The 19,463-nt window shown below is 72.1% G+C and carries 3 protein-coding genes; all 3 read right to left on the bottom strand.

The window, feature by feature from the left end; all coding sequences use genetic code 11:
* Positions 1 to 33 precede the first annotated feature (33 nt).
* Genes ACIBW9_RS40750 through ACIBW9_RS40740 form a run of 3 tightly spaced genes read right to left on the bottom strand, consistent with a single transcriptional unit; the run spans position 34 to position 19,461 of the window.
* Positions 34 to 3,921: an amino acid adenylation domain-containing protein gene (locus ACIBW9_RS40750; RefSeq protein WP_398963369.1), complete on the bottom strand. Its 3,888-nt coding sequence runs from the start codon at positions 3,919 to 3,921 to the stop codon at positions 34 to 36.
* 4 nt (positions 3,922 to 3,925) lie between these two features.
* Complete coding sequence (locus tag ACIBW9_RS40745) at positions 3,926 to 11,671, bottom strand: amino acid adenylation domain-containing protein (protein ID WP_398963367.1); 7,746 nt, start codon at positions 11,669 to 11,671, stop codon at positions 3,926 to 3,928.
* Complete coding sequence (locus ACIBW9_RS40740; protein WP_398963364.1) at positions 11,668 to 19,461, bottom strand: amino acid adenylation domain-containing protein; 7,794 nt, start codon at positions 19,459 to 19,461, stop codon at positions 11,668 to 11,670. Before ACIBW9_RS40740 ends, ACIBW9_RS40745 begins: the two co-directional genes overlap by 4 nt.
* Positions 19,462 to 19,463: the final 2 nt, after the last annotated feature.

Raw genomic sequence — 19,463 nt, 5'->3', positions numbered from 1 at the left:
GTTGAACCAGTTCCGGACACAGCGGTCCGGTCGCTACGCCAGCTTGGGCCCGACGACCTCGAAGAACTGGGCCACGGGTGCGGGCATATGCATCTCGTGGTGCGTCGCGTGCAGGTCGTGGACCTGCAGGGAACCGCCGACGTACGGCCGCCACAGGTGCGCGTACGACGTGTCCTCGAGCGCCGCGTGGAAATACAGCACGTCGCCGCGGTAGACCGGCGACTCGAAATCGATCATGAGCGACGTGTTGTTGGCCATGACCTTCGCCATGGTGTCCAGGAAGCCCTGCCGATTGCCCATGCGGATGTACTGGCCGAAGTCGTCCTCCAGCTCCGCCCGGTAGTCCGACGACTCCTTGTCGGCATGTACCTGCCTGAACCCGTGGCCCCCGGGCTGGGCGTCCAGGACGGCCACGAGAACGACCTCGTGCCCGCGCCGGTCGAGCGCGTCCGCGACGGCCTGCACGACCGTGCCGCCGTAGGACCAGCCGATCAGGTTGAAGGGGCCTTCCGGCTGGATCTTCAGGATCTGGGTGACGTAGTCCTCGATCATCTCCTGCGCGGAGCCCGCGAGCGGCTCCACGCCGTCGGAGCCGCGGGACTGCAGGGCGTAGGCCGGCCGGTCCTGCAGATGAGCCGCGAAGCTGTAGTACGCCCAGCCCAGCCCGCCCCCTCCGTGGAAGAACCACACCGGCGGCTTGCCCGTACCGGGATCGCTGTTCAGGGGCAGCACGACCGCGAAGGTGTCGGCGTCGTCGGCGGGCACGCCGCCGGCGAGCATCAGCGCCGCCAGCTCGGCCACCGTGGGGTACTTGATGATCGTCCTGATGGGGATGTCGATGTCGAACTGCTTGCGGATCTGGACGCTGAGCCGGGTGGCCAGCAGCGAGTGGCCGCCGAGCGCGAAGAAGCCGTCGTCGATACCGACGTTCTCCCGCCCGAGCAGCTCGCCGAAGAGGGCGCACAGCTTCTCCTCGTAGGCGTTGCGCGGCTCCCGGCCGGCCACGGTGTTCGTGTCCTCCGCGGGCAGTGCGCGCCGGTCGAGCTTCCCGTTCGAGGTCAGCGGAATCTCCGCCAGTGAGATCAGCGCGGACGGCACCATGTAGTCCGGCAGCCGCTCGTGCAGGTACGCGGACAGCTCATCGGCGTCGACCGTGGCATCGGGCTCGGGCACCACATAGCCGACAAGGCGCTTGTCCCCCTCCTGGTACTCGCGCACCAGGACCACCGCCTGCGCCACGCCCGGGTGTCCGGCCAGCGCGTGCTCGATCTCGCCCAGCTCGATGCGGAAGCCCCGGATCTTCACCTGGGAGTCGGCTCGCCCGACGTACTCCAGTCGGCCGCTCCTGCTCCAGCGGACCAGGTCGCCGCTGCGGTACATGCGCTCGCCCGGCTCGCCGTAGGGGCAGGCGACGAACCGTCCCGCGGTCAGGCCCGGCCTGCCGTGGTAGCCGCGGGCCAGGCCGTAGCCCGCCACGTACAGCTCCCCGGTCACGCCGGTGGGCGTCGGCTTGAGGTTCGTGTCCAGGACGTAGGCGCGCAGCCCCGGGACGGCCGGGCCGATCACGCTGGCCTTGTAGCGGGCGGCGGAGTGCTCGTCCAGGTCGATGCGGGTGACGTGCACGGTGGTCTCGGTGATGCCGTACATGTTCACCAACACCGGCGCGTCGGAGGCGTGGCGCGCGTACCAGTCCGCGAGGCGGCCCAGGTCGAGGGCCTCACCGCCGAACACCACGTACCGCAGGGCCAGTTCCTGGCCGGGCGCCTCTGCGTCGGCCTGGACGAGCTGGTAGAAGGCCGAGGGTGTCTGGTTGAGGACGGTGACCCGCTCGCGCGCGAGGAGCTTCAGGAAGTCGGCCGGGGAGCGGGAGACGTCGTAGGGGACCACGACCAGGCGGCCGCCGTACAGCAGGGGCCCCCACAGCTCCCACACCGAGAAGTCGAAGGCGTAGGAGTGGAAGAGTGTCCACACGTCGTCCGCGCCGAAGGCGAAGTCCTCGGTGGCGGTGAAGAGCCCGACCACGTTGCGGTGCGGGATCAGCACGCCCTTGGGGCGGCCGGTCGACCCGGAGGTGTAGATGACGTACGCCGGGTGCTCAGGACGCAGGGTCGCCGGGCGCTCGGTGTCGGTGAGGTCGGCGGCCGGCTGCTCGGCGAAGGCCTCGGCCTGGTCGAGGTGGACCAGGGGCAGGTCGTGGGCCAGGTCCTGTGCGGTGGCGTTCGTGCTGGTGGTGACCAGCAGGACCGGCTGGGCGTCCTGGACGATGTAGGCGATGCGGTCGGCCGGGGAGTCGGGGTCGATCGGCAGATAGGCGCCGCCCGCCTTGAGCACCGCGAGCAGCGCGACGACCAGCTCGGCCGAGCGCTCCAGGCAGATCCCGACCAGGGACTCGGGGCCCACTCCCTGAGCGACGAGGTGCCGCGCGAGCCGGTTGGCCCGGGCGTTCAGCTCACCGTACGAAAGTGTGGTGCCGTCGCAGGTCACCGCGACCGCGTCCGTCCGCTGCGCCGCCTGCCGTTCGAACAGCTCGACCAGGGTGGCCTCGGGGATCTCGCCGCCGGTGGCGTTCACCTCCGTCAGCAGGTGCTCCCGCTCCGCCGCGCCGAGCACGTCGATGTCCCCGATGCGCAACGCCGGATCGGCGGCCAGCTGCTCCAGCACCCTCACGAGCCGGGCGGCGATCACCTCGGCCGAGTCGCGGTCGAACAGCTGGGTCGCGTACTGCAGGTCGCCCCGCAGCGCCCCCGACTCGTCCACGGTCAGGCTGAAGAACAGGTCGACCATGGCGGTCGACGGGATGGCCTGCTCGAACGTCACCTTGAGGCCGGGGATGTCGAGGTCCGGCTTCTGGTAGCTCTGCCAGGCGAACATCACCTGGAACAGCGGCTGGTAGGCGGCGGAGCGTTCGGGGTTGATGGCCTCGACCAGCAGGTCGAACGGCACGTCCTGGTACTCGTAGGCCGTCAGCGCCTTGTCCCGCACCTGCGCGAGCAGCTCGGTGAACGTCGGGTTGCCGGACAGGTCGGCGCGCAGCACCTGGGTGTTGACGAAGAACCCGATCAGATCGGCCAGCGCCTCGTCGGTCCGCCCGGCGATCGGGCTGCCGATCGTCAGGTCGTCGCCGCCGCCGAGCTGGCGCAGCAGCACCGCGAGCGCGGCCTGCAGGACCATCGACATGCTGGCCCCGCGCTCGTCGGCGAGCTTCTGCAGCCTGGCCGCCACGTCCGCCGCCACCGTGAGGGAGATCGTGTCGCCGTGCGAGTTCGCCTCCGCGGGCCGCGGGCGGTCGAACGGCAGGGTCAGCGGCTGCGGCACCCCGTCCAGTTCCTTGCGCCAGTACTCGACCTGCGTCGCGGCGAGAGAGTCCGGATCGGTGACGTCGCCGAGCACCTCGCGCTGCCACTGCGCGTACTCCTTGTACTGCACGGGCAGCGGCTCCCACTCCGGTGCCCGGCCGTCCTTGCGGGCGGTGTAGGCGTGGATCAGGTCCCGCATCATCGGTGCGCTGGAGCTGCCGTCCGAGGCGATGTGGTGGACGACCATGACCAGCACATGTTCCTGGGGGGAGCAGCGCAACAGGCTTGCGCGCAGGGGGAGTTCGGCCGACAGGTCGAACTGGTGCGCTACGGCCTCCTCGATCGCGCCGGTCAGGTCCTCGGGCGCCACTTCGGCCACCCGCAGTTCCGGCGCGGCCTGCGCCGTCGGCAGGAGCCGGGAGCAGGGCTCACCGGCGTCGTCCGTCGCGTACGTGGTGCGCAGGATCTCGTGGCGGTCGACCAGGTCCTGGACCGCCGCACCGAGAGCGTGCTGGTCCAGGGCTCCGGTCAGCCGGAACGCCGCCGAGATGTTGTAGGTCGCCGCCCCCTGTTCCAGCTGGTGCAAAAGCCACATCCGGCGTTGGGCGAATGACAGCGGAATCATTGCTTCACTCCTTGACGATCATCTGGCGGAGACTGGGGCGCCGGGGGGCCGCCGACTGCTCCGACCAGGCGGCGAGCGCGGCCACCGTGGGCAGGTCGAAGATCTTGCGGATGGGTATCTCGATCCCCAGCTCGGCGCGGGCGCGGCTGATCAGCCGGGTGGCGAGCAGGGAGTGCCCGCCGAGCTCGAAGAACCCGTCGTCGATGCCGACCCGGTCCATGCCGAGCACCTCGGCGAAGAGCCCGGCCAGGGTCTCCTCGCGGGGGGTGCGGGGCGCCCGGTAGGCGGCGCCGGTGTACTCCGGCTCGGGCAACGCGGCCCGGTCCAGCTTGCCGTTCGGGGTGAGCGGCAGCCGGTCGAGGACCATGAAGGCGGCCGGCACCATGAAGTCCGGGAGCCGCTCAGAGACGAAGCCGTGCAGCTCCCTCGTCTCCAGGCCGGCGCGGTCCTCCGTCGTGCCGTCGCCGGTGGCAGCGGGCACGGCATACGCGACCAGCTGCTTGCCCGCGCCGCTGCCACGCCCCTCGCGGGCGATGACGGCGGCCTGCGCGACCCCGGGGTGCGCGAGGAGCGCGGCCTCGACCTCGCCGGGCTCGACACGGAAGCCGCGCACCTTGACCTGCGTGTCTCCCCGGCCCTCGTACTCCAGTTGGCCCTCGCCGTTCCAGCGGGCGAGGTCACCGGTGCGGTACATGCGCGAGCCGGACGGGCCGAACGGGTCGGCCACGAAGCGCTCGGCGGTCAGTGCGGCGCGGCCGTGGTAACCGCGGCCCACGTTCCCGCCGACGTACAGCTCACCGACCGTGCCCGGCGGCACCGGAGCGAGGCCGGGGCCGAGGACGTAGGCCCGCATGTTCCCGAGCGGGGTGCCGACGGGCGCGGTGCCCGCCCAGCCCCGGGTGTCGCCGGGGACGGTGAAGGTGGTGGCGTAGAACGACTCGCTCTGACCGTAGGCGTTGACGACCCGTACGCCCGGGAAGGCGTCCCGTGTCTTCTCGACGAGCGACGCGGGCAGTGCCTCGCCGGCGAAGACGACCGTCTCCACGCTGGTGCGGTCGGAGATCTGGTCGACGAGTTCGGCGAAGGCGGACGGCACGGTGGAGATGACGCCGCCGCTCCAGCCCTTCCGCTCGCCCAGGACCAAGACGTCCCGGACCACTTCGACGACGCCGCCGGCGGCGAGGGTCGTGAAGATCTCGAACGCCGAGACGTCGAAGTTGACCGATGTGCCCGCAAGGATCCGCTTGCCCGGCTCCATGCCCACGCGGGAGGCGAGCCGCAGCACGCCGTTGACCACGTTGGCATGGGTGATGGCGACACCCTTGGGCTTGCCGGTGGAACCCGAGGTGTACATCACGTACGCCAACTGCCCCGCGTGGAGCGTCAGTTCGAGGCCGGTGCCGTCTTTCGACAGGTCGAGCGTGTCGAGGAAGACGTCCGGGGCCGCGTGCTTCGGCAGTACCGCGACCGTCGCGGAGTCCGTCAGGACGAGGCGCGGCCGCGCCTCCTCGAAAATGGCCGCCAGGCGATGGCTGGGGTACTTGGGGTCGACCGGCAGATACGCACCGCCCGCCTTCAGGACCGCGAGCAGGGCGACCACCAGGTCCGCCGACCGCGGCAGCGACACCGCGACCACCGACTCCGGGCCCACTCCGCGTCCGGCCAGTTCGCGCGCCAGGCGGCCCGCCCGGGCCTCCAGCTCGCGGTAGGTGAGCGACTCGCCCTCGGCGACCACGGCGACCTCGTCCGGGGTCCGCGCCGCCTGTGCCTGCACGAGCCCGGTGATCGTGACGTCGGGAGTCGGGACGGCCGTGTCGTTGAACTCGGCCAGCAGCCGCTCGCGTTCGGCCGGATCCAGGATGTCGACCTGCGCGACCTTCAGCTCGGGGGTGGCCGCCAGCTGCCGCAGGACGCGCAGCAGGCGGGCCGCGAGCACCTCCACCGTGTCCCGGTCGAGGACGCCCTTCGTGTACTGGAGGAAGAGCTGGAGGTGCGGGTCGACCGCCGCCATCAGGGTCAGCGGGTAGTTGGTGGCCGTCGAGGCGCGCAGGCCGGTGAAGGTGATCCCGTCCGCGGCGTCGGAGGCGGCGCTGATGCCCTCACGGTCGACCGGGTACGACTCGAAGACCACCAGGGTGTCGAAGAGGGACTGCAGGCCGACGGACTGCTGGATCTCCGTGAGCCCGTAGTAGTGGTGGTCCATGAGACCGGCCTGCCGGTTCTGCAGCCGGGTGAGGACCTCGGCGAGGGTGTCGCCGGGCGCGTACTCGACGCGTACGGGAAGGGTGTTGATGAACATCCCGACCATCGAGTCGACGTCCGTCACCGCGGGCGGGCGCCCGGAGACGGTGGCGCCGAACACCACGTCCTGGCGGCCGGTGAGATGGCCGAGCAGCAGGGCCCAGGCGCTCTGGACCAGGGTGTTGACGGTGACGCCCAGCTCGACGGCACGCCGGCCCAGTGCGCGTGCCTCGTCGGCCGGGAGCGCGATCTCGACCTGGTCGACGCCCTCGCCCGCGCCTTCGGAGCCGGGGGCGAGCAGGGTCGGCTCCTCGACGCCGTCGAGCTCGGCCGCCCACACCCGTGCGGACTCCTTCTCGTCCTGCCGGGCGCGCCAGGACAGGAAATCGCCGAAGTCCCGGGGCGCGGCCAGAGCGGCCGGGTCGCCGCCGGAGGCGTAGAGCAGCAGCAGGTCCTGCATCAGCAGGGGCATGGACCAGCCGTCGATCAGCACGTGGTGGGCGGTCATCACGAGTTCGGCGCGGCCGTGTTCGAGGACGGCGAGGGCCATCCGGATCAGCGGCGGGGCGGCCACGTCGAAGTGGGCGGCCCGGTCCTCGGCGAGGAACGCCTCGAACCGCTCGGTCCGCTCCGCCTCGCCGGCGGCGGTCAGGTCGAGGTACTGCCACGGCAGGGACACCGTCTCCGGCACCACCTGCACCACCTCGCCGTCCGCCCGGTCGACGAACGCCGCACGAAGGCCGGCATGGCGCCCCAGCAGGGCCTGGGCCGCCCGGTGCATCCGCTCCGGGTCGACCTCGCCGGACAGGTGGAACACCAGCTGCATGTGGTAGGCGTCGAACGAGGACGCGGCCAGCATCGTGTGGAAGAGCATCCCGGACTGCACCGGGGTGGTCGGCCACACCTTGGCCAGCCTGCCGAACTGCGCCTCCCAGGTGTCGATCTCCTCCTGGCTCACCCGGACCAGGGGTGCGTCGCTCGGGGTCAGCCCGCCGGCTTCGGGGGTCGTGGCGTGCCGGGCCAGGGCGGTCAGTGCCTCGACCCACAGCCCGGCCAGCTCGGTCACCTCCGCGCGGGTCAGGACCCCGGTCGGGAAGCCGAAGTAGGCGGTCAGCTCGTCACCGGCGGCCACCGCGTTGATCTCCAGCGCCGACAGCACCGGCATGTCCGCGTCGGGCGAGGCGATCAGGTCCCGGTGCGTGCTGTCCGGTGCCCAGCCCAGGCCCCGCAGTTCCTCGGGGATGTCCGCGCCGGAGGAGCGGCCCAGGTAGTTGAACCCGATCTGCGGCATGCGCTGTCCGGCCAGCTCGGCGGCGGTCTCCTCGTTGAGGTGGCGCAGCAGGCCGTAGCCCATGCCGTTGTCCGGCACCGCCCGCAGCTGTTCCTTGACGGCCTTGACGGCCCGCCCGGCGGCCGCACCGGCGGCGAACGCGTCGGCCACGTCGAGGCCCGCCAGGTCCAGGCGCACCGGGTACATCGCGGTGAACCAGCCGATCGTGCCCGACAGGTCCGCGCCGGGCACCAGGTGCTCCTCGCGGCCGTGTCCCTCCAGCCGCACCAGCGCCGGGGACGCCGAGACACCACGCGTCTCGCGCCAGCGGGCCAGTGCCAGTGCCAGTCCGGCCAGCAGCCCGTCGTCGACACCGCCGCGGAAGACCGCGGGCAGCGTGGTCAGCAGGGCCTGGGTGACGTCCGCGGGCACCTGGACGCGTACCGTGTCGACGCTGGCCGTGACATCGCGCGCGGGGTCCAGCTCCCGCGTGCCCAGCACGGGCTCCTCTGCGCGCAGGATCTCCTGCCAGACGGGCAGTTCGGCCACCCGCTCGGGGGTGGCCGCCTCGGCGGCCAGGGCGTGCGCCCACCGGCGCAGCGAGGTGCCCACCGCGGGCTGTGCCGAGGGGTGACCGTCGCGGACCCGCTGCCAGGCGGACACCAGGTCCGGCAGCAGGATCCGCCAGGACACCCCGTCGACGACCAGGTGGTGCAGCACGATCAGCAGCCGTTGCGGGTCTGTCTCCGTTTCCGGGTCCGCGTCCGTGCCGGAGGTGAACCACACGAACTGCGCCATGACGCCCGCGTCCGGGTCCAGGCGGTCCGCGGCCGCGTCCAGTTCAGCCTGCACATCGGCGTCGCCGTAGGGGACTTCCCGTACCAGGGCGCCGGCGTCCACCAGGCCGGCCGGCTCCATCCGCAGGCCCGGCTGTGCCCGGTCGAGCCGGGAGCGCAGCACGTCGTGCCGGTCCAGTACGGCCTGCAACGTCGCGAGCAGGCCCGTACGGTCGATGTCCGCGGGCAGGGTCAGCATCGCGGACATGCAGAACCGGCCGATGCCACCGCCGAGCGCGAGGACGTTGGCCGCCGTCGGCGGCAGCGGGGCCCAGCCCACGCCGCCGCCCGGCAGCTCGGCCAGAGTGACGCGCTCCTCTTCCTGCCGGCCCTCGACCAGCTCCGCGAGCCGGGCGACCGTGCGGTGCTCGAAGATCTCCCGCGTACTGACCACGACGCCGCGCGTCTTGGCCCGCGCGACGACCTGGATCGACCGGATGCTGTCCCCGCCGCTGGTGAAGAAGTCGTCGTCGATGCCCACCTGTCCGGCGTCGAGCACGTCGGCGTAGACCTCGGCCAGGATCCGCTCCGCCTCGGTGCGCGGCGCCCGGTACGCGGCGCCGGTGAACTCCGGCTCGGGCAACGCGGCCCGGTCCAGCTTGCCGTTCGCGTTGAGCGGGAGCCGGTCCAGCACCGTGAACACGGCGGGCACCATGTAGTCCGGCAGCCGCTCGGCGACGAACCGCCGCAGCTCCGCCACCGGAACACCGGCGTTCCCCACCGGCGCCACATAACCGACGAGTCGTCTGCTGCCGGTGTGGTCCTCGCGGACCATGACCGCTGCCTGACCGATCGCGGGGTGCTGGGCGAGGACGGTCTCGATCTCGGTCGGATCGAGGCGGATGCCGTTGATCTTCGTCTGGGTGTCGGCCCGTCCCGCGTACTTCAGCCGGCCGTCGTGGTCCCACTGGGCCAGGTCACCGGTGCGGTACATGCGGGCGCCGGCGGGACCGAAGGGGCAGGGGACGAACCGCCCCGCGGTCGCCGCACCGTCGTGGTGGTAACCGCGGGCGAGCAGGCCGCCGACGTACAGTTCGCCGACCACACCCGGCGGGAGCGGAGTCAGCTCCGGCCCCAGGACGTAGGCGCGCATGTTGGCCAGGGGCTGTCCGACCGGAATCGCGCCGGTTTCGGTCCACTCCTTCGGGAGCGTGAAGGTGGAGGCGTAGAAGCTCTCCGTCTGCCCGTAGGCGTTGATGACACGGACGTCGGGGAAGGCCTTGTGCACCTTGTGGACCAGGTCGGCCGAGAGTGCCTCACCGGCGAAGACGACGGTTCGCACGTCGAGTTCGACGTCCTGGTCCAGCAGCGCGGAGAACACCGCGGGCACGGCGCTGATGGTGGTGCCGGACCAGCGGCCGCGCTCCGCGAGTTCGAGTACGTCACGGACGATCTCGACGCTCGCTCCGGCGGTGAGCGCGGTGAAGATCTCGAACACGGAGACGTCGAAGTTCACCGAGGTCGCGGCGAGCATCCGGGAACCCGCCTCGACGTGCACGATCCGGCGCAGGTCCCGCACGCCGTTGACCACGCCGGCATGGGTGACGGCGACACCCTTGGGCGTCCCGGTCGAGCCCGAGGTGAACATCACGTAGGCCAGGTTGTCCGGGTCGATCCGGACGTCCGGGGCTTCGACGGCGCGGTCGTCCAGGCACAGGTCATCGAGGTGAAGCACCGGCGTCCGGCACTTGGCCACGGTCGCCGCCGCCGCGTAGTCGGTCAGGACCAGGGCAGGATCGGCCGCGCTGAGCAGGAGGTCGACGCGCGCGGCCGGGTAGTGGGGGTCGACCGGCAGGTAGGCGCCGCCGGCCTTGAGCACCGCGAGCAGCGCGACCACCAGGTCCGCCGAGCGCGGCAGTGCCACAGCGACCAGGACGTCCGGTCCCACACCGCGGTCCCGCAGGGCCGCGGCCAGCCGGTCGGCGCGGGCATCCAGCTCCCGGTACGACAGTTCGGTCTGCCCGGACACCACCGCCGTCGCGTCCGGTGTCTTCGCCACCTGGGCGGCGACCAGCTCCGGCACCGTCGCTCCGGGCACCGGTGCCGTGGTGTCGTTCAGCTGTGCCAGCCGGTCCCGCTCGGCCCCGGTGAGCACGTCCACCCCGCCGAGCCGCGTCCCGGGATCGGCGACCACCTGCCGCAGCACACGCACATAGCGGTCGACGAGGCTCTCGGCGGTGGCGTGGTCGAACAGTTCCGTCGCGTACTCCAGCCGGCCGTACGCGCCGCCGGACGGGGCCGGGACGATGTTGAAGAACAGGTCGAACTTCGCGGTACCGGTGCCCGCCGGGACGGGGGTGACCCGCAGATCCGGTATCTCGATCTGCGACCACTCGAACTGCCAGGCCAGCATCACCTGGAACAGCGGCTGGTACGCGGTGGTGCGCTCGGGACTCAGCAGCTCCACCAGCCGCTCGAACGGGACGTCCTGGTTGTCGTACGCGGCCAGGGCCCGGTCGCGCACCTGCTCCAGCAGCTGGCCGAACGACGGGTTGCCGGACAGGTCGACGCGCAGCACCCAGGTGTTGGCGAAGAACCCGATCAGATCGTCGAGTTGCTCATCGGCGCGTCCCTCGATCGGGCTGCCGATCGTCAGGTCGTTGCCGGCGCCGACGTGGTGCAGGAGCACCGCGAGCACGGCCTGCGCGACCATCGGCGCCGTGCCGCCGCGCTCCGCGGCCAGCTTCCCGATCCCGGCCAGCAGGTCCGCGTCCAGTTCGAAGTCGACATGGCCGCCGTCGTGGCCGGCCGCCGTCGGCCGCGGCCTGTCCAGCGGCAGCTGCACCGGCTGCGGCACCCCGGCCAGTTCCCCCCGCCAGTACTCCAGCTGCGCGGCGGCGATGCTCTCCGGGTCCTCCTCGTCGCCCAGCAGCTCCCGCTGCCACAGTGTGTAGTCCTTGTACTGCACCGGAAGCGGCGGCCACTGCGGCGCCTCGCCCCGGTGACGGGCCGAGTACGCCGACAGCAGATCCCGCAGGAACGGCGCCATCGAGGCCCCGTCCGCGGCGATGTGGTGGAACACGAACACCAGCACGTGCTCCTGCGGACCGACGCGGAGCACGGTGGTCCGCAGGGGCAGTTCCGTGTCCAGGTCGAAGCCCTCGCACGCGGCCTGCTGCAGCGCGGCGTCCACCGCGTCCGCGGCCACGTCGGTCACCGAGAACGGCGCAGCCGCCTCCTCGGGAGGCAGGATCCGCTGCTCCGGCGTGCCGTCCGCGTTCTCGGCGACCAGGGTGCGCAGGCTCTCGTGCCGGGTGACGACATCCGCGACCGCCGCGGCCAGGGCCGCCGTGTCCAGCGGCCCGTCCAGGCGCAGCACGAACGGGATGTTGTAGGTCGCGGACGGGCCTTCCAGACGGTGCAGGAACCACAGCCGGCGCTGGGCGAAGGACAGGGGGATCATCGACGCGTCTCCTCAACGGTCATCTGGCCCAGCCGGGGACGCAGCCGGGGGCGGTTCGACGTGGCCTGTTCCTCGATCTGAACCGCCAGCTGGGCGACGGTCGGATTGCGGAACACCGTCGTGACCTTCACCTCGGCGTTCAGCTCGTTGCGGATGCGGCCGACCAGTCGGGTGGCCAGCAGCGAATGCCCGCCGCGGCTGAAGAAGTCGAGGTCGATACCGACCTCCTCCAGGCCGAGCAGGTCCGCGAACAGCCGGCACAGGACTTCCTCGGTCTGGTTGCGCGGCCCGCGCCCGGTGTCGGCCTCGGTGTAGTCCGGTGCCGGCAGCGCCTTGCGGTCGAGCTTTCCGCTCGGTGTCATGGGCAGCTCGTCCAGCGGCACGATCGCCGAGGGGACCATGTACTCCGGCAGGTGCTCCCGGACCTGGCCCGTCAGGGCCGTGAGGTCGAGTCCGGCCGGATCCGTGCCCTTGACCGGCACCACGTACGCGACCAGTCGCTGGTCGTCGGCGCGGTCCTCGCGCACCACGGCCACCGCGCTGTCGACGTGCGGGTGTGCGGCCAGCGCCTGCTCGATCTCGCCGAGCTCGATGCGGAAGCCGCGCACCTTGACCTGGAAGTCGGTCCGGCCGATGTACTCGACCTGGCCGCCGGTGTTCCACCGCACCAGGTCACCGGTGCGGTACATCCGGGTCCCCGGCTCGCCGAAGGGGCAGGCCACGAACCGGCCCGCGGTCAGCCCGGGCTGTCCCAGGTAGCCCCGGGCGAGCCCGGTACCGGCCAGGTACAGCTCACCGGCGACCCCGGGCGCGACCGGACGCAGCGCCGCGTCGAGCACGTACACCTGGGTGTTCCAGATCGGGGCGCCGATCGGCACCCGGTCCGCACCCGGCACGTGCTGCCATGCCGTGACCTCGACGGATGCCTCGGTGGGCCCGTAGAGGTTGTGCACCCCGCAGTCCGGCAGCACGCCGGCCGCCTTGTTGGCCAGTGCGGGCGGGAACGCCTCGCCCGCGACCTCGATCCAGCGCAGGCTGGTGCACTCCTTGGCCGCCGGCTCGGCGACGAACGCCTCCAGCAGGGAGGGCACGAAGTCCGCGCCGGTCACCCGCTCGCGCTGGATCAGGTCGGCGAGGTAGGCCGGGTCCCGGCGCCCGTCCGGACGCGCGATGACCACGGCGGCCCCGACCTGCAGCGGCGCGAACAGCTCCGGCACCGACACGTCGAAGCTCGCCGTCGTGCTGAGCAGCACCCGGTCCTCGGCCCCGACGTCGAAGTGGGCCAGGCCCCACTGCAGCCGGTTCATGATGGACCGGTGCGCCACCTGCACGCCCTTGGGGCCGCCCGTGGAACCGGAGGTGAAGATGACGTACGCGGCGTGGTCCGGGGACAGCGCACGCTGCGGGTCGGTCTCCGGGTACGCGGAGACGTCCGGAAGGTTCTCGTCGAGGACCAGCAGCGGCTTGGCGCTGTCCAGTACGTGCCGCACCCGGTCCTCGGGCAGCTCCGGGTCCACCGGCACATAGGCCGCGCCCGCCTTCACCACCGCGTAGAGCGCCACGAGCAGGTCGACGGAGCGGGGGATCTTCACCGCGACCAGCCGCTCGGGACCGGCACCCTGCTCCACCAGCCAGTGCGCCAGCCGGTTCGCACGCCGGTTGAACTCCCCGTAGCTCAGCGTCTCCTGCTCACCGATCAGCGCCACCCGGTCCGGGTCACGCTCCACCTGGGCCTCGAACGCGGCCGGCAGGGTGTCCGCGGTCACCGGGTGCGCCGTGTCGTTGACCTGGCGCACCAGCCAGTCCCGCTCGTCCTCGCCGAGCACCTCCACGGCACCCACCGGCACCGACGGATCCTGGAGCACCTGCTCCAGCACCCGGACGAGCCGCGCGGCGATCACCTCGGCCGAGGCACGGTCGTAGAGGTTGCGCTGGTAGTCGAGGGAGAGCCGCAGGTAGGGGTCGGAGGAGTTGAGGGTGAGCGGGTAGTGCGAGCCCGCGAACGGCCGGATGGCATCGATCGTGAAGCCGGCCGAGGTGTTCGCCTCCACCATGCCCTCGCGGTCGATCGGGTAGTTCTCGAACACCACGATCGTGTCGAACAGGGCGGGCAGGCCGACACCGCGCTGGATGTCGGCGAGGCCGTAGTAGTGGTGGTCGAGCAGGCCGATCTGCCGGTTCTGCAGGTCCGTGATGACGTCGGCCAGGCTCTGGTCCGCTCGGCACATGGCCCTGGTCGGCAGGGAGTTGATGAACAGGCCGACCATCTCGTCCGAGCCGGTCAGGTCCGCGGGGCGGCCGTTGACGGCGGCACCGAACACCACGTCCTGCTGCCCGGTCAGTTTCGAGATCAGGACCGCCCACGCGCCTTGCAGGAGCGTGTTCAGCGTGACCCCGAGTTCCGCGGCGCGCCGGGCGAGTTCACGTCCCTTGTCGATCGACAGCGGTACCTCGACCCGCCCGAGGGCGGTCGCCTCCCCCTCGGAGGGCAGACCCGCGGCCACGAGGGTCGGCTGGTCGAATCCTTCCAGCTCGGCCTTCCACCGGGCCTCGGACGCCTCCCGGTCCTGCCGGGACAGCCAGGCCAGGTAGTCACCGTAGGAGCGGACCGGAGCCAGCTCACGGGTCTCGGCGTACAGGCGGATCAGATCCGTGATCACCAACGGCGACGACCAGCCGTCGAACAGGGTGTGATGGGCCGTGATGATGAGTTTCGCCTGCTCGGGCCCACAGGTGAGCAGGGCCAGGCGGATCAACGGCGGCCGGGTGGGGTCGAGTTGGTCGGCGCGGTCGTCGGCGAGGGCCACCTCGAGCGCCGCGTCCTGCTCGGCCTCGCTCCGCGCGGTCAGGTCGAGGTGCCGCCAGGGCAGGGCGACGTGTTCCGCCACGACCTGCACCGGATCGCCGTCGGCCGCGGTGAGGAACGCGGAGCGCAGGTTCGGGTACCGCTCCAGCAGCGCCTGTCCGGCCGCCCGCATGCGCTCCGGGTCCACCTGCCCGGACAGGTGCAGTACGAACTGCATGTGGTAGACGTCGAAGGTGCCGTCGGCGAGGGCCGCCTGGAACTGGATACCGGACTGCCCCGGGGCCTGCGGCCACACCTCGACCAGCCGGCCGTAGCGCTCCTCCCAGGTCTCGATCTCGTCCTGGCGCACCGAGACCAGGGGGGCGTCCGAGGGCGTGAGCCCGCCGATCCCGGGGCGTGCCGCGTACGCGGCCATGCCGTGCAGCACCTCGACCCACAGCTCGGCCAGTTCGGCGGCCCGCTCCCGGGAGAGCACCCCGGTGGGGAACATGAAGGCCGCCTGCAGCCGGGGGCCGTCGGCGGTGTCCGTGACGACGGAGTTGACCTCGAGCGCGGAGAGCGCGGGCAGGTCCGGGTCGGGCGCCGCGATCAGTTCGGCGGACCAGGACGCCGGCCCCCACCCGTTAGCGCGCAGGTGCTCGGGCACGTCGGTGTCGGAGATCCGGCCGAGGTAGTTGAAGCCGATCTGCGGCGCCGGGTACTCGGCGAGCTGCTCGGCGGTCTCCGGGTTCAGGTAGCGCAGCAGCCCGTAGCCCAGGCCCTTGTCCGGGACCCCGCGCAGCTGCTCCTTGACCAGCTTGATCGCCCGCCCGGCGGCGGGGCCGCCCGCCAGCACGTCGGCCAGGTCCACCCCCTGCACATCCACCCGGGCCGGGTACATGGTGGTGAACCACCCGACGGTCCGGGAGAGGTCGGCCCCGGGCACGGCCTCCTCCTCGCGGCCGTGTCCCTCGAGACGGACCAGGGTCGAGCGGTCCTCACCGCGCCAGCGGTTCACCGCGAGGGCGAGCGCGGCGAGCAGTACGTCGGTGCCGGTGCCCTTGAACGCCGCGGGCAGTGTGGTCAGCACGGCCTCGGTGACCTCGGCGGGCAGCTGCGCCCGCACGGTGTCGAGCGTCGACCACACGTCCACTGCCGGGTCGAACACCCGTGTGCCCAGCGGGGGGTTCGACGCCTCCAGCAGGTCCCGCCAGTACGTCAGTTCCGCCTCCCGCCGAGGGGAGAACGCCTCGTCCTGGAGCGCCGACGCCCAGCGCCGGGCCGAGGTGCCGACCGCGGGCAGCTCGGGCGCCTTGCCGGAGCGGACCTGCTGCCAGGCCTCGGCGAGGTCCGACATGAGGATCCGCCAGGAGACGCCGTCCACCGCCAGGTGGTGCAGCACCACGAGCAGCCTGCCCGGGCCCGAGGACGCGGCGAACCAGACGAAGTCCGCCATGGTCCCGGCTTCCGGGTCGAGCCGTCCGACCGAGGCGTCCAGCTCGGCCTTGGCCGCCTGCAGCGAGGACGGCTCGTCCCAGCGGCCGTCGCAGTCGACCCGGTGGATCAGGTCCGCGGCCCGTACGGTGCCCGCCGGGCGCACGTCGAGGGAGGGCTCGTCGCCGCGCACCAGCCGCGCGCGCAGGAGGTCGTGCCGGTCGAGCACGGCGTCCAGCGTCGCGGCGAGGCCGCCGGCGTCGATGTCCGTGGGCAGTTCGAGGACCATCGACATGGCGAAACGGTTCATCCCGCCGCCGTACTCGAACACCTGCCGCGCCACCGGCTGCAGCGGCATCGGGCCGACCCCGCCGCCCTCCAGCTCGGCGAGCACGGGCACCCGGGTCGTGCGGGTGGCGGCCACCTCGGCGAGACGGGCCGCCGTGCGGCACTCGAAGATCTCCCGCGTGCTCAGCTCCAGGCCCCGGGCGCGGGCCCGCGCCACCACCTGGATGGAGCGCAGGCTGTCGCCGCCCACCGCGAAGAAGTCGTCGTCGACACCGACCCGCTCCACTCCGAGCACGTCCGCGTACGCCGCGGTGATGATCTTCTCGGCCTCGGTGCGCGGCTCCCGGTAGGTCTCGCCGAGGAACTCCGGTTCGGGCAGCGCCTTGCGGTCCAGCTTGCCGGTCGGGCCGAGAGGAAGCCGGCCGAGGGCCACGAAGGCCGACGGCACCATGTAGTCGGGCAGCCGGGCCGCGACGAACTTGCGCAGTTCGGCGGCGGAGGCGCCGGACTGCACATCCACGTCGCCGATGCCGCCGGCGCCGTCGTCACCGACGGCTCCCTCGCCGGTGTGCACCACGTAGGCGACGAGCCGCTTCCCTCCCGAGGGCACCTCCCGGCTGATCACCACGGCCTCGCTGATGCCGGGGTGCGCGGTGATCGCGGCCTCGACCTCGGCCGTCTCGATGCGGAAGCCGCGCACCTTCACCTGGCCGTCGCCGCGGCCCACGCACTCCAGCTGCCCCTGCGCGTTCCAGCGGGCCAGGTCGCCCGTGCGGTACATCCGCTCGCCGGCGGGACCGAACGGGCTGGCCACATAGCGCTCGGCGGTCAGGCCCGGGCGGCCGTGGTAGCCACGGCCGAGGCAGGTCCCGACCACGTACAGCTCACCGACCACGCCCTGCGGGACCGGGGCGAGTCCCGGCCCCAGCACGTAGGCACGCATGTTCCCGAGCGGGGTGCCGATGGGGGCGACATCGCTGTCCGCCCACTCCTCGGACGCCGCGAGGGAGAACGTGGTGGCGTAGAAACTCTCGCTCTGCCCGTAGGAGTTGACGATCTGCACGCCGGGCAGGGCCTCACGGACCTGCCGCACCAGCCGGCCCGGGAGCACGTCGCCCGCGAAGACGACCGTGCGCACGTCGGGCGCCTGCTCCAGCTGGCCCACCAGCTCCCCGAGCACCGAGGGGACCCCGCTGATCACGTGGCCGTCCCAGCGCTCACGCTCGCCGAGCGCCAGCGCGTTCGCCACCACCTCGGCCGTGCCGCCGGTGGTCAGGGTGGTCAGCAGTTCGAAGACCGAGACGTCGAAGTTGACCGAGGTGCCGGCGAGCATGCGCCAACCGGCCGGCGCGTCGAGGACGCGCACCAGCTCCCGCACGCCGTTGACGACGCCCCGGTGGGTGATCGTCGCGCCCTTCGGCTTGCCCGTGGAGCCGGAGGTGTACATCACGTAGGCCAGGTTGTCCGGGCTCAGCGGTGCGATCCGGCTCGCGTTGTCCGGCGCCCCCGCGGACGTCTCCCAGTCCGCTTGCTCGTCGAGGTTGACGCACGACATGCCGCCCTGCGGCAGGTCCTGCCAGGTGGCGGTGTCGGTGACCGCGAACCGGGGAGCCGCTTCGGACAGCACGCTCTGCGCCCGCCCGCTGAGGTACTGCGGGTCCAACGGCACGTACCCGGCTCCGGACTTGAGGATCCCGAGCAGGCCGGCCACCAGGTCCTCGGTGCGCGGCAGCGCGAGGGCCACCAGGTCCTCCGGCCCGGCACCGCGCCGGATCAGCTCCCAGGCGACGCTGTTCGCCCGGTCGTCCAGCTCCCGGTAGGTCAGTGTCCGGTCGTCGCACACGAGCGCGGGGGCGTCGGGCGTCCTGGCCACCTGGGCTTCGAACAGCTCCGGGACCGTCGACTCGGACGCCGCCGCGCGGGTGTCGTTGAACTCGGTGAGCAGCCGCTCCCGCTCGGCCGCGTCGAGCACGTCGAGAGTGCCGATCGCGCGCTCCGAGTCGGCCGCGAGCAGGCCCAGGACGCGGACGAAGCGCTGCGCGATGCCCTCGGCCGTGTCCCGGTCGAACAGGCCGGTGGCGTACTCCAGACGGCAGTTCGCGCCGCCGTTGCCGTTCGGGATCAGGTCGAAGAACAGGTCGAACTTGGCCGTCCGGGTCTCGAGCCGCTCGGCCCGGACGCCGAGGCCGGGCAGTTCCATGGGCGGCACGGGCGGCTGCCAGGAGAGCATGACCTGGAAGAACGGGTTGTAGGCGGTGGACCGGTCCGGGTTGAGCAGCTCCACCAGCCGCTCGAACGGCATGTCCTGGTTGTCGTACGCGGCCAGGGACCGGTCCCGCACCTGCTCCAGCAGCCGGCCGAAGCTCGGGTTCCCGGAGAGGTCGACGCGCAGCACCCAGGTGTTGACGAAGAACCCGACGAGGTCCCGCAGTTCCTCGTCGGTGCGGTCCGTGATCGGCGCGCCGATGGATACGTCGTCACCGCACCCGAGGTGGTGCAGGAGCACCGCGAGTGCCGAGTGCATGACCATCGACACGGTGGTGCCCGCTTCCGCGGCCAGCTTCTCCACGGCTGCGAGCAGGTCGGGGCCGATGGAGAACGGTATGCGGTCGCCGGCGGGGTCCATCACCCGTGGACGCGGGCGGTCCGTCGGCAGGGCCAGCGGCTGTGGCAGATCGTCCAACGCCTCGCGCCAGTAAGCGAGTTGCCGTGCCGCCGTGCTGCCCGGATCGGACTCGTCACCGAGCACGTCCCGCTGCCACAGTGTGTAGTCCGCGTACTGCACCGGCAGCGGCTCCCACGCCGGGGCCCCGCCCTCGATGCGGGCCGTGTAGGCCGTGGTGAGATCGCGGAACAGCGGCCCGAAGGACTCCCCGTCCACGGCGATGTGGTGCGCCACGACGACGAGGGTGTGCTCGTGCGGCCCGGACCGCACCAGCCTGGCGCGGATCGGAGCGTCGGCGGACAGGTCGAAGGTGGCGGTGGCCACCTCGTCGACCGCCGCCGTCCGCTCCTCCTCCCCCGCGACCTCGACGAGCGGCAGGTCGAACGGCTGCTCCCCGAAGGGCAGCACCTGCTGGTGCGGGACGCCGTCGTCGCCCTCGACGATCACCGTGCGGAGGACTTCGTGCCGGTCGATGACATCGCGGAGCGCCGCCTCGAGCGCATCCGTGTTCAGCTCACCGGTCAGCCGCAGGGCGAACGCGCCGTTGTAGGTCGGCGACGGGCCTTCGAACCGGTCCACGAACCACAGCCGACGCTGCGCGAACGACAACGGGATCATTG

Origin of the sequence: Streptomyces sp. NPDC049541 (assembly GCF_044465725.1) — a bacterium.
Taxonomy (GTDB): domain Bacteria; phylum Actinomycetota; class Actinomycetes; order Streptomycetales; family Streptomycetaceae; genus Streptomyces.
The sequence above is the reverse complement of the archived record's forward strand: the minus strand, read 5'-3'. Positions and strand labels throughout refer to the sequence as shown.

Excerpts from the sequence above, each read along its gene's own strand:
- ACIBW9_RS40750 (WP_398963369.1), bottom strand. The coding sequence starts at position 3,921 with ATGATTCCGCTGTCATTCGCCCAACGCCGGATGTGGCTTTTGCACCAG.
- ACIBW9_RS40745 (WP_398963367.1), bottom strand. The coding sequence starts at position 11,671 with ATGATCCCCCTGTCCTTCGCCCAGCGCCGGCTGTGGTTCCTGCACCGT.
- ACIBW9_RS40740 (WP_398963364.1), bottom strand. The coding sequence starts at position 19,461 with ATGATCCCGTTGTCGTTCGCGCAGCGTCGGCTGTGGTTCGTGGACCGG.